The sequence below is a fragment of the Pseudanabaena yagii GIHE-NHR1 genome, from assembly GCF_012863495.1.
Lineage (GTDB): Bacteria > Cyanobacteriota > Cyanobacteriia > Pseudanabaenales > Pseudanabaenaceae > Pseudanabaena > Pseudanabaena yagii.
In genome coordinates, this window is the sequence record NZ_JAAVJL010000005.1 from 62,585 (window position 1) to 87,143 (window position 24,559).

Below are 24,559 nucleotides of genomic sequence, written 5' to 3' on the forward strand. Positions count from 1 at the left end.
GTCAACTTGACAAAAATAAATTTTGGGAAAGTTCCACTTTGCAGAACTTTCCCAAAATTTACAGCGCGTTGCGCTGAATTAAAAGCCAGAGAAATTTTTGAAAGCGCGGCTTAGCCGCGCTTTCAAAAATTTCTCTGTACTACTTCAAACTTCAACAGGCTGTATCGAATATTAGCCAGCAAAAAAGAAATAATGAGCAAAACAAAACAATTAAAATTAGGCGCATTTATGCGTCCCATCAGCATCCATACAGGAGCATGGCGCTATCCCAATGCTTTGCCCGATGCTAATTTCAACTTTCCTGCAATTAAAAAACTTATTCAAAAATTAGAACAGGGAAAGTTCGATGCGTTTTTTATGGCGGATCACTTGGCTTTATTGAATATGCCAATTTCCGCACTGCAACGCAGTCACACCGTTACCTCCTTTGAACCCTTCACCTTACTCTCAGCCCTTGCTAATGCTACGGAACATATTGGCTTAGTTGCCACAGCTTCGACAACCTATGATGCACCTTTCCATATTGCCCGTCGTTTTGCTTCCCTTGACCATATTAGTGAAGGGCGTGCAGGATGGAATATTGTCACTACTGCTAATCCTGATGCGGCGCTAAACTTTGGATTAGAAGAAGAGTTAGAACATGATGAACGCTATCGCAGGGCGCGAGAATTCTATGATGTGGTGACGGGGCTTTGGGATTCCTTTGCCGATGATGCTTTCATTCGTGATGTGGAATCAGGTATTTATTTCGATCCTGATAAACTCCATGTGCTTAGTCATAAGGGTAAATATCTCTCCGTAAGAGGTCCTTTAAATATTGCTCGACCTGTGCAGGGCTATCCAGTAATCGTTCAGGCAGGCGCATCGGATGCGGGAAGACAGTTGGCGGCGGAAACTGCGGAAGTTGTATTTGCTCCTGCTAGTAATTTGGAAGCTGGTAAGGCGCTTTTTGCGGATATTAAGGGAAGGGCTAAGGCGATCGGACGCGATCCTGATTCAATCAAAATTCTGCCAGGGGTTTTGGTAATTGTCGGTGAAACTACTGAAGACGCGATCGCTAAACGTGCCCATTTAGATAGTCTTGTCCATTACGATAGTGGCATTGCCAGCCTAAATAGCGCCCTTGGTTATGATGTTTCAGGTTTCGATCCCGATGGAGCTTTACCCGAAATTCCCCAGTCTAATGCCAGTCGTAGCGCACGCGATCGCATCGTCTCCCTTGCCCAACGCGAAAATCTCACCATTCGTCAGTTAGCGCAACGGGTTGGAAGTTATGGCGGTTTAGCCTTTGTCGGTACTGCCTCAGCGATCGCCGATCAAATGGAGCAATGGCTATTTGAAGAGGGTTCGGATGGTTTTAATATCATGTTTCCGTTTGTGCCTGAAGGACTCAATGATTTTGTGGAAAAGGTAGTTCCAGAAATGCAACGACGGGGAATTTTTCGGAAGGAGTACGAGGGCAAAACCCTCCGCGAAAATCTAGGACTTTCCCGACCTCCTAACCAATTTTTTCAGGGCTAATAGAAGAGATTTTTTGTGGATTTTCTTGTTCTCCCCTTCCAAAAAGGGAGAGAGGCTAGGGATGATGGGCTTAAATCATTGATTTTGGAGTCGTGGAATACCAATTTTTTGGGTTACTTCATGAGATAGTTTTGCCTATGCACAAAACTACTAAAAACCCATCGAGTTACCGTAGATTAGATTTACTTTTTCTCTTGCTCATCAATTTAGGAGCCATTTAGGAGATATTTATGTGGGGTATAGTCAGGATACGTGTAAAACAGTGCCACGAAGCCCTGAAACCCTGACTGTGATATGCTTTCAGCTATTAAACTTTTAAAGATGAAGAAGATTGATAAGATGTCCCACAAAAAGGGCAGAAACGATGCTTCAGGGAAGTAATCGGCTCCTGACAGCCCACACAGCGATGACGTAACTCCATCCCGCAGAGAAAACAACACTTCGCTCTTAAATCCAACCACATCGACTCAGGAGCCGTTCCTACAGTCCAGCAACTCGGACAAAACTTGAGCGCAGATGGGACATCCACGGCAACACCTCTGCCAACCGATTCGAGATACTCTTTCGGAACATTAAGAGCATAAGCCAACCCACTACAAGTTTTGTGATTGAGTTTAAGCGTTCTCCCTCGTTCGATTTTACCCAAGCTTTGCAAATGAATACCTGCAAGCTCGACCACATCGGCTTGACTCAAACCTCTGTGTAGTCTGAGCCGTCGAAGATATTGACCGAGTGATTCATCAGCTTTAGGCGCAAGTAAAGAATCAAGAAGCTGCATATAAGTCTAGATTAAAGTATCAATAAAGAAATATACTTTTAAAATAATCTTATCCTTAAGTTTAGACTGATGGAGGTAGTATATGTCGCTGACTTTAGCAACAGTTACTACTCAATTTTTAGAGCGTCCTGGACTGAGTATCGCCACCCAAAAGTCTTACGAACTGACACTGATTCCGCTACTACAAAAGTATGGACGATATCCAATTGAGATTCTGGGTCGTGCAGTAATAGAAGAGTATCTCAACGGCTTGAACCATCTAGCCTATACAACTCACCACCGACATCAATCCATCGTTCAAGCCCTCCTAAACTTTGCTGTCGAACAAGGATATATCAGAGTCAATCCAATAGCTCATTTACGACGGCGTAAGCCAGATTTTAGTAAAGGCGAACATGCCTCAGATTGCGTCATCCGCTATCTGAGTACCCCCCAACTCCAGCAAATGTATGAGGCGATTACACCCGATTGTCGCCTGAATGCTGTAGTTCGACTTTTACACCGCAGTGGAGCAAGAATTGCCGAACTCTTAGCTTTAAATCTAGAAGATCTAGATCTGCAAGGGCAGAGGTTTCAGGTCGTTGGGTAAGGCAATAAGACCCGCTGGTGCTTCTACAGTGAGGATGCAGCACTATTGCTAGAGAAATACCTCAAATACTACCGACACCAAGGGCATCCAGATCTGTGGACAGCTCAACACCGACTCAGTAAGAAAGTGGTGCGATTGAGTTATCCAAATATTCATCAGCGATGGCGAGACTTGACAGATCCTTTCCCCTTAATAGCAGGTATTCGCCTTCACGATCTGCGGCATACTTTTGCGACAGAAAGAGTCGGATTAATCGGGATTGAAGAACTAAGAGCATTGATGGGACACCAAAATATTCAGACCACTTTGCGATATCAAAAAGTTACTTCCGAGCGGGCCGAACTTGCTGCTCAAACAGCTTTAAATAAGTTACTAAAATTGGATGATGAATTTCGAGCGTTCTGAGAATTATCAAGCACCTTATCAATCCATAAGTGGTTTGAGCTAGGAGTATAATTAATACTCTCAACTAGGAAAATGAGCCTAACGCTAATTACCGTTGGTGTGACCGAAAATCGGCGGTAATCGCCTAATTTAATGACCGCAATCGAACGCACCGCCTATCCTCGTTTTAAATCTCTCCCGAATCTCAAAGAATTAGCCGAACTCTATACCCCAACTGAATCCGAGCTAGCTTTTGCTCGTGTCCAAACTGCCAGTAAAGAAGGTCGATTTCGCTTGTTGATATCTCTGAAAGCTTTTCAGCGTCTAGGGTACTTTCCAGATGCGGCATCAATTCCAACCGCACTCATTGAGCATTTACGGAAGCTATTGAATTTAAACAGTTCAGTTGATGCCATTGCCCCCCTGCGGTCACTACGTCGCTATGAAAGAGCGATTCGGACTTTTCTAAAAGTTAAAATCTTTGATGCTGGCGCACGTCAACATATCGCTATTGCTATCGCAACGGCGGCGACAACTATGGATCGTAACGCCGATTTAATTAATGTGGCGATTGAGGAATTGGTCAAAGAAAGTTATGAGTTACCAGCGTTTAGTACCTTAGATCGCCTAGCTGGCAATGTACGTTCGATTACCAATCACAGATTATTTCAACAGGTGGCATCAAAGTTAACTCCTGCGGAGCAGACCTTTTTAGACGAGCTACTCTTATCTCAACCCGTCGAAGGTCAGGTCACGCTCAATTTACTCAAATCTCCGCCCAAGAGTGTTAGACTTTCCCACATCATTCAGTTGCAATCTAAATTTGACAAGCTGATGTCTTTTGGCAATGCCCAACGGTTGTTAGCGGGGATTGCTAAGAGTAAGATTCAATCTTTTGCTGCTCAAGCTAAAGCGCTGGACATTTCGGATTTTCGAGATATCAAAACTAATAAACGAAACGCTTTACTGGTGTGTTTGCTCTATCGGGCGCAAGTTAAAACCAGAGATTATTTGGTCGATCTGTTTCTCAAGCGGATGCGGAAAATTCACTACCTTGCCCGCCAACGATTGGTGGAACTCAGAGAACAACATCTCAAGCAAACTGAAGTGATGCTAGGGGTGTTAGCAGAGATTTTAGAGGTATCTGTCGATCATCCTGACGAACAAACTTTCGGAAATCAAGTGCAAGCCCTACTACAGTCTCATGGTGGTTCCGCCGAGCTACTCGAACGCTGTCAGGCAATTACGACTTACAACAGCGATAATTATTTACCATTAATTCGGCATTTCTTCGGTCGTTATCGTCCGTTGCTATTTGAATTGGTCAGATCTTTGGAACTTCAATCGACCTCTCAAGATCAATCGTTACCTGTAGCTTTGGCGTTTGTGTTGAAGCACGAACAGCGGCGCAGTAAATATTTACCCAGCGACGATCTCGATTTGAGTTTCATTAGCGAGCGGTGGCGACGATTGGTGGTGGAACAGCGTGGGGAAGAGCAAGTACTGTCGAGAGTTCATCTCGAAGTATGCATCTTCACCTATTTAGCGGCTGAGTTGAAAACAGGAGATATCTCTGTCGCTGGTTCCGAGCAATACGCCGACTTTCGCGAACAGTTACTTTCATGGGAAGAATGTGAACACGACTTGGCAAGTTATGGAATACAAAGCGGTTTACCAGTAACCGCTGAGTCCTTTGTGGCTGCTTTAAAACAGCAATTAACAGAGGTGGCACAGACAGTTGACCAGATCTGTCAAGATGGTAGTCAAATTACCATTAACGAAGTTGGAGCACCCGTCCTCAAACGTTTGGTAGCAGAAGTGAAACCGTCTGGTGCCGATGAACTCGAAGCTAAGATTTGGGAACGTTTGCCAGAGCGGAGCGTATTGGACATCCTGTGCAATGTGGAATATTGGCTCAACTGGACGCGGCATTTTGGATTAGCTTCAGGCTCTGAGGCTAAAATAGACCAACCCACTGAGCGGTATATTCTGGCTGTGTTTGGTTATGGGTGTAACCTTGGTCCCTATCAAACAGCACGTCATACACGCGGACTGATCAATGGACAGATGTTGTCGCGCATCAATCGGCTACATATTCAAACCAGCCAAATCGAAGCAGCAATCCGGGAGCTGATTAATGCTTACAATTTACTCCCATTGCCCAAGTGTTGGGGAACGGGGAAACGCGCAGCCGCTGATGGAAGCAAGTTTCAGATTCATGAAAACAGTTTGATGTCAGAGTACCATATCCGCTATGGCGGTTATGGTGGGATTGCTTACCATCATGTCTCAGATACTTACATTGCGCTGTTCACCCACTTTATTACCTGTGGAGTATGGGAGGCAGTGTATATCTTGGATGGGTTACTGAAGAACAGTTCGGATATTCAACCAGATACCTTACATGCGGATACTCAAGGTCAATCATTGCCTGTCTTTGCTTTGTCCTATCTATTGGGAATCAAGCTGATGCCTCGGATTCGGAACTGGCAGGATTATACGTTCTTTCGTCCGAGTCCAGAGGCTGTGTATAAATACATCGATCCGTTATTTACGGATGTGGTGGATTGGAAGTTGATTCAAACTCATTGGCAGGATTTAATTCGTGTAACTTTGTCTATTCAGGCGGGTAAGTTGATGCCTTCAACGATCTTGCGAAGATTAGGGAGTAATAGTCGCAAGAATCGCCTGTACCAAACTTTTCAAGCCTTGGGACAGGTTGTTAGAACGTTGTTTTTGCTGCAATATATTTCCGACCGCGCTTTACGTCAGGAGATTACAGCTTGCACCAATATTGTTGAAGGCTATCACAATTTTCTGGACTGGTTATTTTTTGGTAAGCAGGGGGTACTTACAGACCACGATCCTGAAGAGCAAGAGAAGCGGCTCAAGTATCTCGACTTAGTTGCCAGCGCGGTGATTTTTCAGAATACTGTGGATATTTCTGCTGCGGTACGCAGTTTGGTTGAGGATGGTCATAAGATTGACCGCGAGTTACTCTCTACTTTGAGTCCTTATCTGACTAGACATTTAAAGCGGTATGGCGACTATGTTGTCGATCTGACGACTATTCCCGAACCGTTGGATCTGGCAGTTAGCTTGCCAATTGAGATCGTTCAAGAGTAATCTCAGTAAATGTTTCAGCGTTTCGTGGCACTGTTTTACACGTATCCTGATTACATCCCCATATGCCGTAGATATGGTCAAACAACAAAAAACGTACTTGAATCTTGAATATTGAGAGTCAGTTTATGAAAAAGCAAAAAGCAGACAAAAAGAAAAGCTCCAAAGCGAAGACTGGCAAGGTGAAGACACCCAAAGTTATGCCTGATGTGTCGGAATATATCAGGCTATATAAAGAACAAAACTACCCGATTCGAGATATTGCCAAGCACTTTCAGGTAGCAATTTCGACGGTATATAACGCGATGGTGGCGGCAGGGTTTAATGAATTTAGACCCAAACACTCGCGACTAAGCCATACAAGAATGTCCAAAGAAGAACAGGCGATCGCCCTATACCAAACAGGAGTGACAAGGACAGCCGTAGTCCAGAAGCTCAATATCTCAGCTAAGACCCTCAATAAAGTATTAGAAAAGCACGGCATCCCCATCCGCCAAGGAATTGATTTAGTAACTTCCGCCAATCGCGCCGCTCAGTATCACAAAGCCTATAACGATTACCACTTAAGCTTGAGAGAAACCGCAGAACTATTTGGAGTATCCCATCCAATTATCCTGCGGGAACTCAAGCGCAATGGTTACCCAATCAGACAAAGCGTAGACTCCAAAAATCGTCCCACCTTTAAGCTAAAACATAAGCTCGGAGGCATCGCAGGCTTACCCACACCAAAGCTTACGCCAAAGCAAAAAGAACGTCGTCAGATCTTGATGCGAATCAGGCAGAGACGCGAAGATAACCAAAAGCTCAAGCGCCTCAAAAACTACAACCGCGCCAAAGAATATTGGCAACTGGTAAATGAAGGCGGATTAGACTTTGAGGAAGTGGGTAAGTTATTTGACCTGTCAGGCAAAACCATCGAACGGGTAATCGTCCAAGCAGGGATCGACATTTCCGAAATAGCCCGCAGAGCAAAAGCCGCCGCCTTCAAAGAAGAACAAGCGATCGCCCAGAAATACTGGGAGCTATATAGCAAACCAATGAGCCTAGACGAAGTGGGCGCAGTCTTTGGACTGAGCGATTCGACGATCCGAGCCGTATTATTGAGACATGGATATGAAATCAGGAAGCGAGGCAGGATTGAGAACAGCGATCGCAACCAGATGAAACCAAGGCAGCCGAAACCGAAAAAGAATAGGCAGCCAGCCATCATTCCAGCCGAAAATATAGACGCAACGGAAAAGGCATTAGATCTATTAATTTCAAATACAAAGGTTAAGTAATCTGCACTATAACTCAGCTTGATAGTAAATGTTACTTGTTGCCAAAAACAAAATAATCAATTTGTTGGATATAGTGTTTTTTCGATTAGTGATATGCGTAACCAAAATCAACGCTGATCTGTATATACCCTCTGGGTTTTAGCACCATACCCAGAGAGGTCACTAACATTTAGGGTATCTCTATACTATTGACAATGATAACGATAAATCAAGGATCTCAACCTTGCATTATTGAGAATGCAGCTATTTTTCGAGAGGCACTTCCTCTGATAAAAAAACACTATAAACAATTCATTGGCTATAGTGTTTTTTCGATTAATGATCAGCGTAGTACAATCAACGCCGATCTTCATATACTCTCTGGCTTTCAGGTAAAACCCAGAGAGCGCACAAACCTTTAGTAACGTACTTACCCTTGAGAATAATCAAAGCGTCCTTAAGGTTCTGCTGGTCTTGCAGACAGGTGTTCAAAATGTCCCTATTCCAGTCCACAAGATTCATGGCAAGTTTGACCTCATCACTGGCTAACCATTTCAAATCCTTTTCGGTCTGGGGATTGAGATTAGCTTGAGGAGATACAACCTTAGCGATCGCCAAACCCGAAACCAGACCTGCCGCTAAGCCAATCATCAACATCCCCGCACAGAAACCAATGAAGGGCAAGCTAATCGTCCGCCAATAACCTTGAGATTCCTGATGCTGTTTGTTTTTGATGATATTCGCGATCGCCTGACTAATCGCCACCTCCTGCTCCTTAACCGCAGTCTCGCGCAGAGTCGCCAGAAAGTCACGAAACTTTTGGATACCAACATCGAAGCCCTTGGCTAAGGCACTTTGGAGCAGGTTGGGGGCAGTGGCAACCGTGGCGGCAACTTGAGCATTGGACAGAAAAATCGCAATGTAAGGATCGTTCTGGGGAATGCCAGACTTAGCCACAATCTCGTAAATCTTGGCTTTGACCGTGGGATCGTAGTCATGGATGGCAATATCCAGATAGGTTTTGGGTTGAGGATCGCTATTCATACTAGGATTTGGCTTCTTTCTTCTGGACGTTTTGAGGTAAGAGATTCGTGGACTCAAAGGCTTTGTAAGCATCTCTGAGGAAGGTTTTGATTTGATTCCTGCCAATGATGCCAAACTCAGAGTAGTTAGAAGCCTCCTCAAAAGTGAGGCGTTTAGCATTGATTTCAATGCGCCTGCCATCTCCCAACTTCGGAAAATCGATTACGGCTACACCATATTCGGCGATCGCCTTCTGGATTGCTTCGTGCTCTTGGAAATAGCCCCATTCATCACAGCGACCCCAGTTTTTGATAAACACATGGGTGATGTAGCCTTGGTAATGTTCCAGAGACTCAATGAATAGCTCAATTGAATCACTTTCACCATCACTGACAAACCACTTGATGAAAGACACACCATGCTCCTTGCCCAAGTCTAGTAAACCTTTGGTGTGAATCCATTGGGATACAGCACGATGGGCTTGAGCAGGTAAATTGACCACGACTGTTTTTTTGAGTGCATAGTCAAAAATAGAATCAGGGACATCTGCCATTTTTTCATTTTCAGAGAAAAAAGCAGCCTTACTATCCTTATAAATATTGAGGACGGTAGGATTGCTGCGATCCGCCTCAATGCCAGTCAATGGGATGGCATGATCCTTGAGATATTGGAGCATGGCTCGAGCAACCCAACTTTTACCCACACCACCTTTTTCACCATCGATCAGGTTAATAATTGCCATAATTTGCCTCCTAATAACGATTGTAGTGTTTCAAGATTTTCTGTTGTGCTAAGTAGTCATCATCATCGTCATCATCTACAGGGAGAGACTTTGGGACAATGCTTTTGGGCTTGTCAGACTCAACCTGATTAGTCTGTTTTAAGTCCGAATTCATTCTGGTGGTTGTAGGTTGAATGTCTGTGGTTATGCCAACAACATTCTGATTAATAGGCAATGAACTAGGATAATCATCCGAAAACTTTGCGGGTTCTGACGGCAAAATTGACAGAGTAGGAGTACCCGAGGCTTTTGCGGCTTTAGTAGCATCGCGTTTTGCTTTCGCCACGGCTTTTTTATTTTCTACATCGATCTTCTGTAAATACTTTCGTACTGTCTCACCAGAGATAGCAATGTGTAGTTCACTTGTCAGTTTGTAGCTGACTTCTTCATAGGTATATCCCAAAGCAATTAAAGCTCTAATCCCACTTTCCAAGGTTCGGATGATGTCGAGTTTGGTTTTGAGGCTTTTTGTCTTCTGAGGTTCATTGACCCATTGCTCTGATAAAGCTACCAATTTATCCGTATCTAAGTCCGCTAACGATAAACGTGAGGGATCTCTAGTCATTTTTTTAGCTGTTGTTTAGTGGATATAAATTCCTAAACTGTTGTCAAAAAATCCCCCAACATGGAAATCTTTGACCCAGATTAATTCTTATATTGGATTGAGTACCTCCTAATTTATTGCTTTTTTCAATCATACCCATTGCTAAAGAAGATTGGGTTATTTTGCTCGATGAGATTTTTTACAATTTGTTAACAGTCGTATAATTCCTGTCAATATTCACAATCTAAGAACTTCACTTACCAAGAAAGTATTCAGTAAATCCTTGTCTTAGATTATTTTTATATGCGGTCAGTAATTTCTATGTCTTAGGTATTATATTTTGCGTGATAAATTTATACCAATTGAGTGAAAAATACATACAATTTGTGTCCCAAAATCGTACCTAGTATTGTCCCAAAGTTATCCCAAAATCGTATCTAGTATTATCCTAAATTTGTGCGGATCGATGCGGATCTGCAACGATTTTCCGTGCTTTGAGGTATGTCCAAAACTAGTCGCAAGCTATGTTGCTCGTCGGACAAGAAATCGCGCTATCGCTTGATTTTTGTTCGACGGCAACATTACGCTTGCCAAAGGGGAGGAACCCCTTTGGAATCCCCCTCAGCCAAATGACAAAATGCAAAGAAATTTAGAAAAAACAAACTAGATATAGAATTAACACTTTAAAATCTAAGTGTGTGTAGGAGGATAGGAATTGCAAAAATAACTGATAGCTACGGCTTATCAGACTCTTTGTAATTTGCAGATATTTTGACAACAAGTAAGCAGGATAAACTTTAGGAATAACAGCAATGACTTTATCCGTTAGATTTACAGTGCGAATGACCGAAGAGGAGAAAGTAATCCTAGATGAGAAAGCAAGTCAACTGAATGTTAAAGCCAGTGAAATTGTGAGATGTGCAACGTTTAAGTACGATCTGCCGATATCTAAAGTACAAGTTGCAAACGTGGATTGGGATCTTTATCATCTGTTGGGAGAAGTCAAGTATGAATTGAATAAAATCGGTACAAATATCAACCAACTAGCCCATGATGCCAACTTGAGTCTAATGATGGGTAGCCCAATGCAACTACAACTGGAAGAACTCAATGAGATATCGCGTCGTATCGATCAATCAATTGGTTCAATATCTGAACTAAGAACTCTGATTACGGAAAGTACAGGTATAAAGCCCAAATTAGGAGAAGAGGATGATCGGTAAAATTATTAAGGGCAAGAGCTTTCAAGGCTGCTTATCTTATGTCATGAGGAAAACTGGTGCGGCAGTCATAGATATGAATATGGATGGCAAAGATCCATATAGCCTAGCGAATGAATTTTCTTTGTCTTGGCAATTGCGCCCTAAATTAAGTTACAAAGTTTGCCATGTAATTCTCAGCCTTAGTCCTGAAGAGCATCTTAACAATGACGCTTGGCAGATAGCGATCGCCCAATATCTCAAGGAAATGGGATTTACCAATAATCAGTATGTGGCTGTAAAGCATACTGACAAAGAAAATCACGAACACATTCATCTCGTGATCAGTCGGGTGCGGATGGATGGCTCAGTGGTCTCTGATAGTTGGGATTGGACGCGCAGCCAAGATGTAATCCGCAAACTAGAGCAGGATTTTGGACTAGCGGCTGTACCATCAAGTTGGGAGAGCGATCGCCAAGAGCAAACTAAAAGTCAGATTGACAAGGAATTAGAAACGGGTAAAGCCACTGTAAAGCGGCAACTTGCGGACAAAATAGATGCAACTTTGGTAAGTACCATGTCACTACCAGACTTTATTGAGCAGTTAAATCTTGAAGGGATTGAAGTCAGGGTTGACCGAGATCGCAAGGGAAAACCCAAAGGGATTGCTTACAAATTTGATGGAGTGAGCATGGCAGGCTCCAGTGTGGGCAAGGCTTATTCCTTACCGCGTATCTTGAAGCGGATAGAAAGCACCTCTGAGCAGGGGATACATTCTAATATTTCCTCTATTTCCTCTCACATATCACAAGTCATTAGAGAGCAAGTAAAAGTAGGGATAACCATGCCCCAGTTGATTGAGCAATTGAAACATTCAGGAGTAGCGGCTCATGTCAAATACACCCGCACTAAGAAGATTAAAGGTATTTCCTATAGTTTGGGAAGTAACAGCATTCAAGGTAATGAGCTAGGCAAAGAGTATAGCTGGGGAGGACTTCAGAAATATTTACAGGTCAGTTACGATCCAGCACGAGATCGCTCAATTATTTTAGAGATGCAAAGCGCTAACCTAAAGGCGATAAGTCAGCCTATAGAGTCGCTTCATCAAACTGAGCAGGGCTTATCAGATAGTTTTTTAAACGAGCTTGTGGTTGAGTTAGAAAAACAGCGATCGCTAAAAGCACTCAAACCAACACAATCTGAAAATATTACTAATCTAGAAATCTCCATTAATCTAGAGCAGAGCCGAAACGATCTTGCTCAGATGGTTGCAGCAATCTGCCATCAACTCCTCAATGAGCTAGGCGTTGATAGATTTGGAGAAATGGGCAAGAATGCTTACGGTATCCAACGAAGCGGAGATACTCTGACAGTTGAGAGATTACGAGGAGATCGCCAGATCGTTTTGCAGTTCAAGGGACAAGAAGTTAAATTTGAACAATTGAGTGAATTGGATATCCAACAATTTGAACAAGCTTGGCAGCATCGATCTCAAGTACAGCAAAAAAGTATTGACGGACAAGCCAAAATTGGATGAGCTACGATGAGACAGGAGATTGTCAAGCAAAGTGTGTAAAGTCTAGAAACTAGAAGTGGAGACGATCCTCGAAAAGGATAGCAAAGCGATTGAGTGCAGGTTTCCAGTCACGAATGGGCATCGTCCATTTCTTAGAAATATTCCGCATTGCCAAATAAACCAGCTTGAAAGCAGCTTCGTCGGTCGGAAAAATCTGTTGAGACTTAATCACCTTCCGCAAACTGCTATTCATCGACTCAATGGCATTGGTGGTATAAATCGCCCTACGAATCTCAGTGGAGAAAGCAAAGAAGGGGATAATGTTCGCCCAATGACTACGCCAAGACTTGGAGATTGATGGATATTGCTTGTCCCACTTTTCAGCAAACAACTCAAGGTTAAACTCAGCCTCCGACTCCGTTGCAGCGCTATAAATAGCCTTGAGGTCAGCACAAACTTGCTTGCGCTGTTGCCAAGGTACAAAAGCGACTGAATTCCTGACCATGTGGACAATGCATAACTGCACCTGAGTTTTCGGAAATACCGTCTCAATGGCATTAGGGAAACCAGTCAAGCCATCGACACATGCAATCAAAATATCTTTGATGCCACGGTTGTGAATTTCGGTCAGTACTGACAGCCAGAATTTCGCACCTTCATTGGGAGAAATCCACATACCCAGTAATTCCTTGTACCCATCCATATTCACCGCCAAGGCAAAGTACAGGGACTTATTAATTACCCTGCCATTGTCTCGGACTTTAATGACCAGACAGTCCAGAAATACGATTGGATAGACCGCATCAAGGGGACGATTTTGCCATTGCTTTACCTCATCAATCACGGCATCAGTGACATTGGAGATTAATGTCGGTGATACTTCGACTCCATACATTTCCTGCAACTGGGCTTGAATATCCCTGACACTCATGCCTCGTGCGTAGAGAGCAATGATTTTTTCATCTAGTCCTGACAAGCGGCTTTGTCCTTTCTTCACCAGATGTGGTTCAAACTCACCACTGCGATCTCGCGGTACTGCAATTTCTGCTACGCCAAAGTCCCCTTGGACTTTTTTCTGGCTATAACCATTGCGACTGTTGGTTTGTCCTTCTGGTCTGGGTTCATGTTTGCCGTAGCCAAGATGGTTTGATAGCTCTGCTTCCAACGCCCGTTCCACCAACGCGGTCGTCAGTTGCTTCAGGATTCCTCCTTCTCCGAATAGGTCAGGTGGAGTTTTACATTCTTGCAACAATTCGTTTAGCAATTCTTTGCGTATATTCATCTTTTGGGTGTTAGTTATTGTGTGTCTTGATTATCTCTCTGTATACTTCCTAGACTTTACACAGATTACTTTACACTCTCTGAGACAGTTTTATATCTTGCCAAATCACGGTACAAAATAGAGATTACCCATTCCCACATCCGATGACCAAAAATTCACTATGCATATAGATCCCAGCACAACATCCTCGCAAGACAACTACAAACTATTAACCAATCTGGTAGTCCCGCGCCCGATCGCATGGGTAACCACTCAAAATAGCGAAGGAGTGATTAACCTTGCCCCCTTCAGTTTCTTTAAACGCGATCGGTAGCAATCCCCTATATCTCGTCATCAGCATCGGCAACAAAGACGATGGCAGCCCCAAAGATACCGCCGCCAACATTATCGCTAATCGAGAATTTGTCGTGAATCTCGTCACAGAAGATTTGTTAAGCGCGATGAATATCTCCGCCGCCAACTTCCCTGCCGAAGAGAGCGAACTCACCGCCGTTGGACTCCATGGAGCCGAATCGAAACGAGTCAAAGTTCCCCGCATCGCCGAAGCGAAAGCAAGTTTAGAATGTGTACTGCATAGCCAACAACCATTAGGAGCGTATAACCTCATCATTGGTGAAGTCGTGATGTTTCATGTGGATGACAGCATCATTGGCGATCACTACCATATAGAAGGATTTGCACCCATCGGTAGAATGGGATCACCTGCCTACTATTGTCGGACAACCGATAAGTTTGACCTCCCACGCATTTCCTACGATCAATGGCAACAAGAGAATCAAATCGGTTAACGTAGAGCATTAGCAAACAGGAAACCAACCATGAAAACCAGAAAACTAGGCAATCAAGGACTAGAAGTATCCGCACTGGGACTCGGCTGTATGGGAATGTCCGAGTTTTATGGCAGTGGAGATGAACAAGAAGCGATCGCCACAATTCACCATGCTCTAGACCTCGGTGTGAACTTTCTCGATACTGCCGATATGTACGGACCCTTCATCAACGAAAGGCTAGTCGGCAGAGCCATCAAAGATCGCCGAGATCGCGTCATCATTGCCACTAAATTTGGTAATGTTCGCAGTGCTGAAGGTGGGTGGCTCGGTATCAATGGTAAACCAGAATATGTGAGACAGTCTTGTGATGCGTCACTACAGCGCTTAGGAGTAGATGTCATCGACCTCTACTATCAACACCGCGTTGACATAACCGTACCCATTGAAGAAACCGTTGGCGCAATGGCAGAACTAGTCCAACAAGGGAAAGTCAGATATCTCGGCTTATCCGAAGCTGCCCCCGCCACGATCCGTCGCGCTCAATCGATCCATCCCATTTCTGCCCTACAAACAGAATATTCCCTATGGAGTCGAGATCCTGAAGATGTGATCCTACCAACATTGCGAGAATTAGGAATTGGCTTTGTACCCTACAGTCCCTTGGGTAGAGGATTCCTAACAGGTGCGATCGCTAGTCCCGATGATTTTGCCCCCGATGACTTTCGGCGGAGATCGCCACGCTTTCAAGGCGAAAACTTTGCCAAGAATCTAGAATTAGTAGAACAGGTAAAAGCAATTGCCGATGAAAAAGGAATCACCGCAGGACAGTTAGCTCTAGCATGGCTCTTAGCTCAAGGCGATGATATCGTACCAATCCCTGGAACAAAACGCCGTAAATATCTCGAAGAAAATATCGGGGCGGCTACAGTCACTTTGACTGCCGAAGATATCCATCGCATTAATGCAGTAGCACCTCAAGGCATTGCCGCAGGCGATCGCTATCCTGCTCAAAATATGAGTGCGCTCAATCGTTAAGTCTACTTGCTTGAAACATAGCAATATATCACCGACATTATGGACAGCTTACCGACAATTTTTTTATCCCATGGTGCGCCAGATTTAGCAATTCGGGATGGTGCTGTTAGTGATTTTTTGCGATCGCTGCATCAGCAATTTCCGAAGCCCAAAGCGATTTTGGTGATCTCGGCGCATTGGAATTCTGATCCTCCGACGGTGAGCGCTGCGACTAATCCTAGAACTATCTATGACTTTTCAGGATTTCCCAATCAACTGTATGAATTGAGCTATCCTGCATTGGGAGCGCCAGAACTTAGTGATCGCGTAGCTGAATTACTGACACAAGCAGGTATGACCTGTGAAACGCATCCCACAAAAGGCTTGGATCATGGAGCTTGGACTCCCTTGTTGCTTGCCTATCCAGTCGCCGATATTCCAGTGACGCAGCTATCGATTCAGTCCCACCGCGATCCTCTACATCATTGGGAAATAGGAAAAGCCTTAGAACCTTTACGCCATGAGGGTGTATTGATTATCGGCAGTGGTAGTGCCACCCACAATATGTATGCTTTTAATGAATCCTACAATGCTGAAACTCCCGATTGGGTGCGCGTTTTTGATCGATGGCTTGCCCAAAATATTGCTGAAGGAAATCAGGAAGCATTACTGCAATACCGACAACGCGCTCCCTATGCCAAAGAGAATCACCCGACAGATGAGCATCTAATGCCTTTATTTGTGGCTATGGGGGCAGGAGGTGCGAAAGGGAAGCAATTGCATAGTAGCTATACCTATGGTGTTTTCAGTATGGCAGCTTACGCATTTATGAATTGAAGTGGTTTTTCTCGTATTTTTTAGTTAAACCACGTTTGTTTAAAATCACTGGAATTTAGACTAAGTTGATTAAGAGAATCAGAAAAAGAGCAGGAAAAAGTGACCCAGAAAACGGAGAACTGAGTAAAAGCAAGAGAGAGAAAAAGAGAATATTGAAAGTTAGGAATTAAGGTAGTCTTGATTGACCTTTTTCGAGCGAGAAGCTCGTTTTTTGACGACAGGAAAGCGAGAAAAAGGAGAACGCTTGCGTCCAGATTTCCAACCGAGAGACTTACCACGAGGTTGGGGAGAACAAGCAGGAGAGCCAATCCTGACCAAAAGTGCGGCAAAGCCCTGAGCGACTCGACCAAAATTAAGATTGGTTTGAGGTTTCTGCCAAGGCAAAGGAGTATCAATAACCAGTTGACGAGCCAACCACAATTGCCAAGAGAGTAAAGGCATAAGGTCACTCCAACGCAAAGCTTGCTGAGGAGTCAACAAATGGGGAAGAGTCCAATGTAATCTTTGTTTGGCAAAACGATACCAATGGTCGATGGCAAAACGACGTAAGTACAAGCGCCAAAGGGAGTCTAAAGTCGGCATCTGTTCACCCACCCAAGCTAACCACAAACCAGAGCAATGAGAATGTGTAACTCGAATAACTTGAATATGTCGTTGGGCTGCTTGCCGAAAGTGTAAGTTAGACCATTGCTGGATTTGCACCTGTCCAACCGTCTCATCTTCTAAGCTAAAAGTTGCCGATGGCTCTCCCCAACTATCAGCATTGGCAAGTTGGAATTTATCCCCATGCTTACGAGGACGACCATAACCACTGTAGGGCGCAGGGGCTTTGTATAAGCATCGGTTAGGACGTAGACGTATTAGTAAATCGGCAGGGATATCCTCAGTCAAATTCATAAAGACGGCACTGCCATATTCACTGTCGTAAGTAGCGATTGGTCTTACCGTTAAATCTCGACATACTTGACTCAGTTGGAATGCGGCTCTTTGCCCTGCTGTCTCAAAACTACTGATCCGCTCGTGACATAACGGGATTGCCCAACTCCCTGTCATCTCTGGTATCCATGCCAAGGTGCTGTAGTCATGCCCTAACACGATCGGTTTGTTCCCTTCTACCAAATTCGGTTGATGCACAAAACTCCTGTCTTTTAGCGTTTTGGCATGGGGTCTTCCCCATCCTGTATGGTCTCCTGCTAGCAAAGGGCGGATGTCTTTGGGTATTTGTTCCACACATAACCGTCTTATCCTGCCTCGGTTGGGGCGACTGTCTTTTAATGATTCATACAGACTTGACCATTTTCTTCGATACACTGCGGATAACGATAATTCTACAAATGATTTCACTCTCGGACTGGTCAATACTGCATCCATCAAGTCAAATATTGCATCCCGTCCGTTCCCTAAAAATCTATATACCTGTTGACGAAAGTCTTGTAGTTTATCAATAATCATGACTGTAGATGTCTCTTTACTTTTCATCTACTTTAGGCAGTTTGTATCTCTTTTACTCTGCCTTTTTTACCTTTTTTAGTCTAAACTCCAGTAAAATCAGTGAGTTGCCAATTTAGCTAACCGTTCTGCTAGATAAGTATATCTATGGCGATCGCTAATCTGTTTAACCGCCAGCCCGATCGCCTTCGACTCACCGACGATAATGGCAAACTTTCGCGCACGAGTCAGTCCAGTGTAGAAAAGATTCCGAGAAAGCATCAGAAAATGTTGCATGAACAGAGGCATGATTACCACAGGATATTCGCTGCCCTGTGCCTTATGGATTGTCGTCGCTCTAGCAAGCGCAATCTCATTAAGATCGGCATAATCATAGACCACTTGCCGATCGCCAAATATAACCGTGACTTCCCGCTCCTCCAAATCTACACCTGTAATCATGCCAATATCCCCATTAAAAACCTCACGGTTATAGTCATTCACCTGCTGCATAATGCGATCGCCTAAACGAAAGATCGTATTCCCATACTTAATTTCGGGCTTCATGGCATCAGGAGGATTGAGAAGTTGTTGCAAGACAGCATTGAGATTGCGCGTGCCGACATCCCCTCTAGTCATCGGACAGAGAACCTGCATATCTTGCTGAGGGTCAAAACCCAGACTGGGTAACAACTCCGTAATAATGTCGCAAATACCCTGCTGACCCGCTTCAGCATTCGGCATTTCTAACCAGAGGCAATCGGATTGAGGCTGATTAGAGACTTTTTCCATATTCGGAAACTTACCCGTATTGATACGGTGAGCATTCTGGATAATTTGACTTGCCTGAGCTTGACGAAATACCTCAGTGAGCGTGATTACAGGGACTTGCTGAGAATCAATTAAATCTTGGAGAACATTGCCCGCACCGACACTGGGAAGTTGATCGGTATCGCCGACAAGCAGCAATTGAGCACCCAAGGGAATCGCCTTAACTAGAGAAAAGGCAAGAAATAGATCCAGCATCGATGCTTCATCAATACCGATCGCTTGAGCGGTCAGAGGATATTCCTGATTGCGTTTAAAGCCCATTGACTTCGGGTCAAACTCTAGAAAACGGTGAATTGTCTTAGCTTCACAGCCCGTGACTTCCTGTAATCGTTGAGCCGCCCGACCCGTCGGCGAAGCCAGAGCAATTTCCTTACCCATCGCTTTCCAGAGTGCGACAATCGTGCGGGTGGTGGTAGTTTTACCTGTCCCTGGTCCACCTGTGAGAATTAACACCGACGAATTTGCCGCCATCTCTACGGCTTCGCGTTGTTTAGGAGAGAGTTGGATATTTCTTTGGGTGGTGTAGCGATCAATCCAAGCCTTGACTCGTTCAGCATCTGGATGATGTTTGTATTGCAATAGTTGATAAACCCGTTCGGCAAGATTTTGTTCAGTATGGAAATAAGTAGGCTTGTAGCAGATGAACTCTCCTTCTAATCCCTGCATCACTAAGCGATCGTTGATGGAGAGATGGAGAACAATTTTAGAGATAGTTTCAGGATCTGGTTGATAGTCTTCGAGAGCAAGCAGTTTGATGGCTTTCTCTTCTAGTTCAGGGCGCGGTAAATAGCAATGACCATCTTCAGCAGCTTCCCCTAAACAATGGAATATACCCGCAATACTGCGAAACTCTGAGCTAACCTCAATACCAATATTCCGAGCGATCTGATCGGCAGTAAAGAAACCAATGCCATAGATATCTGTCGCCAGTTGATAAGGATTTTCGGAAACGGTCTGAATGGAATCATTACCATAACGCTTAAAAATCTTGACCGCATAGGTGGTGGATACTCCATGTCCTTGTAGAAATACCATGACCTCTTTAATCGCCTTTTGAGTTTCCCAAGCAGTTTTGATCATCTTCACCCGTTTCTTGGCAATGCCAGGAACTTCAATCAGACGGTCAATCTCATTTTCAATGATGTCAAGGGTATCTAAGCCAAAATGAGTGACGATGCGTTTAGCGGTGACTGGTCCCACGCCTTTAATCAGTCCACTGCCCAGATATTTCTCAATTCCTGTAATCGTGGCGGGTTTAGTTTCACGGTATTGAGTGACTTGGAACTGGTCGCCAAACTTGGGATGCGATCGCCATGTGCCTTCTAGGGCAAGTGTCTGTCCTGCTTGGATATTAGCAAAGTTACCGACTACGGTGATTAGGTCTTGAGCCTTGGGTACTTTTAGCCGCGCCACGGTATAGCCTGTCTCTTCGGAGTGAAAGGTGAGGCGTTCGATGATGCCTTGGAGGTAGTCGGTGTTGTCAGGCATAAGCCATAAGGATGGATAAATTATGACCAGTTATCTATGGATAACTCTACAATTTGTCCAAAATCTGATTTGTTACGGGTGACTAAAGTTGCATTGTTTGTTAAGGCGATCGCGGCAATTTTGAGATCCATATTTCCTAGACGGGGATAGGCTTTGCGTAAGCGTTGATGCTCTAGGGCAGATGCACGGCTAAAAGGGATAATGGCGATCGCTTGGTAGTTGATTGCTAGTTGCTGTAATCCTTGATAGGCAAAGATTTGTTCGTCTAATGTTTTTGCTTTAGCTAAAAAAGCGAGTCTTCCTCTAATCTGCTCTTCGTAGGTAATAACGGTAACAGCAACTTCAGGATCTTCTATCTCTGCAAGTTTGGCTAAGATTCGCTTTCCTTCTTGTCCATTGCGCTGAATGAGGCTGAGATGATCGGTATCAAAAATATACATGATGCTCTATTCAGCAGATTTGCGCCATTCTTGACCGAGGCGATTTGCTTCGTCAAAGGTGGGATCGTTTTCAAAGCTACCTGCGACTTTTAACCACCAAGGTGTTTTTTTCTGAACAAATACAGATAGCATCTGTCGCATTTGCGCGAGTTCTGTTTCTAATGCGGCTACTCTAGTTTCTAGATGTTGAGATTTGTCTTCAAGCTGTTGAGAGAGCATAGAAGTTTTTGGTGAGCTAAGGTTATGCGGCTATTATAGCAAGATGCTTGCAATTGTAAATTTACGCGATCGCCTCTAATCCCAGCACATCATAAATCACTGCGAATATTAGCTAAAAACCTCTGTCCACATTGATCTAGATCATTATCTAAAGCAAAGGTTAAACTACGGGTATGGATTGCATCAGGTTTATGATCAAGCGCTTTTGTTAAATCCTGCGGATAGATTAGAATTGCTTCGGGACATTGCATGGCGATCGCGTAGCTCCGCACTTGATGTAAGTCTTGACTGCTAACGGTTTCCTTGATTTTATATTTGGCATCAAGAATAAATTTACATTCTTCTGACTGGATATCTTTGATTACAAGGTCAATGGCACAGGTTAAACCAATTTGAATGGAATATTGTTTATATAGTCGCAAATGCGGTGGTAAATGCCTTTTTAGCCATGCTGCGACAAAATTTTCATAGAGAGATGCCATATCAATCAAAAAGCTAAAGGACGATAGCTGTCCTTGCTTATGGGTTGGGGCTGTACGATCCAGAAAAAATTGACAGAGGAGATGTAGATAGCGATAGTCTTGATTGAGTCGAGAATAATGGCGATCGCGGCAGTCAGCAGCAGTAAATGGATATAAATTTACATAGCCTTGTAATGCGTGAAATGCTTTATGCACTTTGGTTTGGGTGTTTTCTGTGCAAAGCTGCGATCGCAAAATCCGATGCAACGTATAGAAAATTATTTGATTGTCTTCGTTGTCGTGGGTATTTTCTTGATATTGACAGGGAATCTTTATTTGCCAAGGCTTTTGGATGGCTTTAGGAATATCAATGCGTCCGCGCACATATTCCAAATTCGCATTTTGAGAAATATAGCTGCGATAGAGTCCGCGCCGACATTTTTCGAGAACTTGATTAGCCAGTAATGCAGCTAGGCTATTGAGAAAGTCTTGAAGCGTATCACAATTTACAAGTTCTGGAAATTTAAAGCCATTAAATTCGGGTGTATATTCCAACATTGCCAAGACATTTTTAATCGGTGTTTTCGGCTCAATAAAGATTGCTAAATCTGGGGAGACTTGGATATAGCCAACATAGCCCTGTGCGTTAATGCGCCAGCGATCGCCTTTTTTATCAGCAATTAAATTAATCTCAATTTGCTTGCTGTATTCACGATATAGCTTCTCTTTCAAATCATAACTAATTGATTCTCTAGGAATTTCCTGTGATTGATACTCTTTAAGCGTAATGATTAGCATTTATTAAGCTTACTCAATTTGATTAATAAATCAGTTTCTGCACATTGATCCAGCGAAAGGATTCAATAATTTCTTTGCTTTGATTGTCAAAGAAATACTCCTCTAAATATGGCTCTACTTCCATTTGCCAAATATCCTCTATTTCCTCTGACAAGTTATCAGTCATGAAGAAAGAAGTCCCTAGTTCATAGTCATTGCTGCCCATTGCCTCACAAATTTTTTGGTTTAAACCTTCTAAAACTGCAATCAATTTCTCTATGGGAAAACCTGAATCTTGAAGTTTATTCCTTAAACTTTGATAGTTAGGTGTGATTTTGATAAAGGCAAAACGGCGGCGCAGGGCATGATCGATTAGGGCGATTGAGCGATCAGCAGTGTTCATTGTGCCAATAATCAACACGTTGTCAGGTATTGTGAAAGTCTTACCTGAAGATAGGGTGATTTCTGCGTTGCGATATTCCAATAAATACATCAGTTCGCCGAATACCTGTGAAATATTGGCGCGATTGATTTCATCAATGATAAAAACACAGGGAAGATCTTGATATTTCGTTTGTGCCTTTTCGCAAAATTGAATAAATCGACCTTCTGCATAGTTATAGGTCAAACTGCCATCTTTGATTTCTGGCTTCAGTCCTCGCATGAAGTCTTCGTAAGTATAGGATGGATGAAACTGCACTAGATCCACATAACCATTTTGAACCGAAGTTAAGTATTTAGCAAATTTCTGAGCAATAAATGTTTTACCCGTGCCAGGGGATCCAGCAAGAATAATTTGCTTTTTCCGTTTAATTGTCTTTTCGTATCTATCTAGCTCTTCTGGAGTAATTGAAGTGTCTTGTAAAAATTGTTTAGCTATATAAACAGCAAAATTGTCAATGAAAGGTTGGGTTTCAGTCTCTAACTCATCTGAGACTATGTACGAATTATCGCTTGAATCTTCTGTATCATCTACTTCTTCCAAATCATCAGGAGATTTTTGCTTTGAATTTTTAGAGTCATTAAGTCTTTTGTCCTTCTTATCTTGAGCATGTTTAGCTCTCATTTCTTTTGCCTTTTCAGTTTTCTCGTCTTCATCAAGACTGAAAAGTTCATTACGGTTAGACCTAAATTGCGAAGTTAAAGCCCAGTATCCCATACGAGGATTTTCAATTAATCCGTAATGCCGTAAATATGTTCTAGCCCAATCCGCCCTGTATTCAGCTTCACTTCTATCTTCAACATAATATATAGTTCCATCTTTATTTTTTCTCTTGCTAGGATGTTTTATACTTAAATCCCGTTCAGATAAGTTCATCAAAGTTTTTACCTTGCCAAAGATTTCATCGTTTGTGCCAGAGCCTCCCAAATCTTCTAAAGCCTCAAGTATGGGAAATATATAGTCAAAATTCTGGGGTAATTCTTCTGTTTGATTCATACTTTACCGATGATTACCCTGCTCAATGAGAATTCAACACTATTTGATGATTTTACGCCATCATTTGTCTAAACAAGCGAAATTAAGGCTAAATTTTAACTTAAAAACAGGATCATACGGCTTTTTAAGTTTTGATAAGAGTAAACGTCGCTGTCAAACCTAGACTTAGTATTGATTGGAAATAGACGATCGCCCTTAATATACTCAAAAAAACAGCGACTACACGAAACTTGTCTCAAGAAGCGATCGCTGAAAACTTAATCTCAACTTTTTGATTGAGAGCGCCAGCAATTTTCTGTAACATTGACAGCGAATGCCCATCATAATCAGCATCCTCAAGCAAGAGCGATCGCCGATTACTTAGTACCAACGCGATTATTGGGGTTTGTTTCGTTTTGATGAGAGGCGATCACGGTTAGATAGTGAAGATTGAGGCGATCGCTAGAAAAGAATTGCAAATCCTTCTTGATGAAAGTGGCGATCGGCAGTCAGGACTTCAAGAATATTATTTTCCCGCATGACTACCATTGAGATACAATCAGTTAAACTATAACCCTTATCTGGTCGGTTTTCGTAGAGTGCAAATCCTAACTTTCGTAATTCGGGAGTATAACTAACAACTTGGATACTTGGCTCTCGCAACATTTGCGTACACATCGCCAGAGATTTCTGTCTCATCAAACTACCCCGAATAGAAGCATAGTTTAGAACTTCATCAATTACGCCATCCGTTGTTACGATTTTGTCATCCGCGTATATTTGCGAACATATCATCGCTTTCTTATGCCATTGGTCTTTTGAGAAAAGCAAAGCTATCCAATAGCAGGTATCACCAAAGATTATTTTCATAATTTGTG

23 protein-coding genes and 1 pseudogene are annotated in these 24,559 nt (G+C 43.2%); 11 read left to right on the forward strand and 13 right to left on the reverse strand.

Annotated elements, in window-relative coordinates; translation table 11 throughout:
- Window positions 1-192: 192 nt before the first annotated feature.
- Window positions 193-1,521 carry an LLM class flavin-dependent oxidoreductase gene (locus tag HC246_RS24230; RefSeq protein WP_169365999.1) on the forward strand — a complete coding sequence of 443 codons (1,329 nt, stop codon included), beginning with the start codon at window positions 193-195 and terminating at the stop codon, window positions 1,519-1,521.
- A gap of 307 nt (window positions 1,522-1,828) precedes the next feature.
- Here HC246_RS24230 and HC246_RS24235 read toward each other — a convergent pair whose 3' ends face one another.
- Window positions 1,829-2,299: a helix-turn-helix domain-containing protein gene (locus HC246_RS24235; protein ID WP_169366000.1), complete on the reverse strand. Its 471-nt coding sequence runs from the start codon at window positions 2,297-2,299 to the stop codon at window positions 1,829-1,831.
- Window positions 2,300-2,381: 82 nt separating this feature from the next.
- Here HC246_RS24235 and HC246_RS26600 point away from each other — a divergent pair, with 82 nt between their 5' ends.
- The 4 genes and pseudogenes from HC246_RS26600 (at window position 2,382) to HC246_RS24250 (ending at window position 7,675) form a co-directional block, all read left to right on the forward strand.
- On the forward strand, window positions 2,382-2,888 hold the full coding sequence (locus tag HC246_RS26600; protein WP_263972571.1) for a tyrosine-type recombinase/integrase: 507 nt from the start codon (window positions 2,382-2,384) through the stop codon (window positions 2,886-2,888).
- Between the two features lie 15 nt (window positions 2,889-2,903).
- Window positions 2,904-3,293, forward strand: a pseudogene (locus HC246_RS26605) (tyrosine-type recombinase/integrase); the annotation flags it as partial.
- Between the two features lie 132 nt (window positions 3,294-3,425).
- Complete coding sequence (locus tag HC246_RS24245) at window positions 3,426-6,398, forward strand: Tn3 family transposase (RefSeq protein WP_169366001.1); 2,973 nt, start codon at window positions 3,426-3,428, stop codon at window positions 6,396-6,398.
- A gap of 125 nt (window positions 6,399-6,523) precedes the next feature.
- A complete protein-coding gene (locus HC246_RS24250) occupies window positions 6,524-7,675 on the forward strand; it encodes a hypothetical protein (RefSeq protein ID WP_169366002.1) in 1,152 nt (383 codons plus the stop codon).
- A 336-nt stretch (window positions 7,676-8,011) separates the two neighbouring features.
- On the opposite strand, the gene HC246_RS24255 is transcribed toward HC246_RS24250, so the two are convergent.
- The 3 genes from HC246_RS24255 to HC246_RS24265 are packed head-to-tail and all read right to left on the reverse strand — an operon-like array spanning window position 8,012 to window position 10,023.
- Window positions 8,012-8,698, reverse strand: coding sequence for a DUF6753 family protein (locus tag HC246_RS24255; protein ID WP_169366003.1), 687 nt, complete (start codon window positions 8,696-8,698; stop codon window positions 8,012-8,014).
- 1 nt (window position 8,699) lies between these two features.
- Window positions 8,700-9,419 (reverse strand): P-loop NTPase family protein, encoded by a 720-nt coding sequence (locus HC246_RS24260; protein WP_169366004.1) that lies wholly within the window; start codon window positions 9,417-9,419, stop codon window positions 8,700-8,702.
- A gap of 10 nt (window positions 9,420-9,429) precedes the next feature.
- The gene (locus tag HC246_RS24265) at window positions 9,430-10,023 is read right to left on the reverse strand and encodes a hypothetical protein (protein WP_169366005.1); all 594 of its coding nucleotides are present in this window, start codon (window positions 10,021-10,023) and stop codon (window positions 9,430-9,432) included.
- Between the two features lie 791 nt (window positions 10,024-10,814).
- Here HC246_RS24265 and HC246_RS24270 point away from each other — a divergent pair.
- Together HC246_RS24270 and HC246_RS24275 are read left to right on the forward strand one after the other, a co-directional pair.
- Window positions 10,815-11,225, forward strand: coding sequence for a plasmid mobilization protein (locus HC246_RS24270; protein ID WP_169366006.1), 411 nt, complete (start codon window positions 10,815-10,817; stop codon window positions 11,223-11,225).
- Window positions 11,215-12,738 (forward strand): relaxase/mobilization nuclease domain-containing protein, encoded by a 1,524-nt coding sequence (locus HC246_RS24275; protein WP_169366007.1) that lies wholly within the window; start codon window positions 11,215-11,217, stop codon window positions 12,736-12,738. Before HC246_RS24270 ends, HC246_RS24275 begins: the two co-directional genes overlap by 11 nt.
- 49 nt (window positions 12,739-12,787) lie before the next feature.
- On the opposite strand, the gene HC246_RS24280 is transcribed toward HC246_RS24275, so the two are convergent.
- Complete coding sequence (locus tag HC246_RS24280) at window positions 12,788-13,999, reverse strand: IS256 family transposase (RefSeq protein ID WP_169365611.1); 1,212 nt, start codon at window positions 13,997-13,999, stop codon at window positions 12,788-12,790.
- Window positions 14,000-14,159: 160 nt separating this feature from the next.
- Here HC246_RS24280 and HC246_RS26610 point away from each other — a divergent pair, with 160 nt between their 5' ends.
- The 4 genes from HC246_RS26610 to HC246_RS24295 are packed head-to-tail and all read left to right on the forward strand — an operon-like array spanning window position 14,160 to window position 16,620.
- Window positions 14,160-14,312, forward strand: a complete 153-nt coding sequence (locus tag HC246_RS26610) for a hypothetical protein (protein ID WP_263972572.1) — start codon at window positions 14,160-14,162, stop codon at window positions 14,310-14,312.
- Window positions 14,278-14,787, forward strand: a complete 510-nt coding sequence (locus HC246_RS24285; RefSeq protein ID WP_263972573.1) for a flavin reductase family protein — start codon at window positions 14,278-14,280, stop codon at window positions 14,785-14,787. Before HC246_RS26610 ends, HC246_RS24285 begins: the two co-directional genes overlap by 35 nt.
- Before the next feature lie 30 nt (window positions 14,788-14,817).
- Window positions 14,818-15,804 carry an aldo/keto reductase gene (locus tag HC246_RS24290; RefSeq protein WP_169366008.1) on the forward strand — a complete coding sequence of 329 codons (987 nt, stop codon included), beginning with the start codon at window positions 14,818-14,820 and terminating at the stop codon, window positions 15,802-15,804.
- Window positions 15,805-15,843: 39 nt separating this feature from the next.
- The gene (locus HC246_RS24295) at window positions 15,844-16,620 is read left to right on the forward strand and encodes a DODA-type extradiol aromatic ring-opening family dioxygenase (RefSeq protein ID WP_169366009.1); all 777 of its coding nucleotides are present in this window, start codon (window positions 15,844-15,846) and stop codon (window positions 16,618-16,620) included.
- Window positions 16,621-16,779: 159 nt separating this feature from the next.
- On the opposite strand, the gene HC246_RS24300 is transcribed toward HC246_RS24295, so the two are convergent.
- From HC246_RS24300 to HC246_RS24335, 8 genes are all read right to left on the reverse strand, one after another.
- Entirely contained in the window at window positions 16,780-18,072 is a 1,293-nt protein-coding gene (locus HC246_RS24300; RefSeq protein WP_169364407.1) for an NF041680 family putative transposase, read from the reverse strand.
- Window positions 18,073-18,168: 96 nt separating this feature from the next.
- On the reverse strand, window positions 18,169-20,367 hold the full coding sequence (recD2, locus tag HC246_RS24305; protein ID WP_169366010.1) for an SF1B family DNA helicase RecD2: 2,199 nt from the start codon (window positions 20,365-20,367) through the stop codon (window positions 18,169-18,171).
- A gap of 20 nt (window positions 20,368-20,387) precedes the next feature.
- A complete protein-coding gene (locus HC246_RS24310) occupies window positions 20,388-20,807 on the reverse strand; it encodes a type II toxin-antitoxin system VapC family toxin (protein ID WP_169366011.1) in 420 nt (139 codons plus the stop codon).
- A 6-nt stretch (window positions 20,808-20,813) separates the two neighbouring features.
- A complete protein-coding gene (locus HC246_RS24315) occupies window positions 20,814-21,026 on the reverse strand; it encodes a hypothetical protein (protein ID WP_009628510.1) in 213 nt (70 codons plus the stop codon).
- A gap of 89 nt (window positions 21,027-21,115) precedes the next feature.
- The gene (locus tag HC246_RS24320; protein ID WP_169366012.1) at window positions 21,116-22,285 is read right to left on the reverse strand and encodes an McrC family protein; all 1,170 of its coding nucleotides are present in this window, start codon (window positions 22,283-22,285) and stop codon (window positions 21,116-21,118) included.
- A 22-nt stretch (window positions 22,286-22,307) separates the two neighbouring features.
- The gene (locus HC246_RS24325) at window positions 22,308-23,702 is read right to left on the reverse strand and encodes an McrB family protein (protein WP_169366013.1); all 1,395 of its coding nucleotides are present in this window, start codon (window positions 23,700-23,702) and stop codon (window positions 22,308-22,310) included.
- A gap of 235 nt (window positions 23,703-23,937) precedes the next feature.
- Complete coding sequence (locus HC246_RS26135) at window positions 23,938-24,072, reverse strand: hypothetical protein (protein WP_263972574.1); 135 nt, start codon at window positions 24,070-24,072, stop codon at window positions 23,938-23,940.
- A 71-nt stretch (window positions 24,073-24,143) separates the two neighbouring features.
- Window positions 24,144-24,551 (reverse strand): type II toxin-antitoxin system VapC family toxin, encoded by a 408-nt coding sequence (locus HC246_RS24335; protein ID WP_169366014.1) that lies wholly within the window; start codon window positions 24,549-24,551, stop codon window positions 24,144-24,146.
- Window positions 24,552-24,559: the final 8 nt, after the last annotated feature.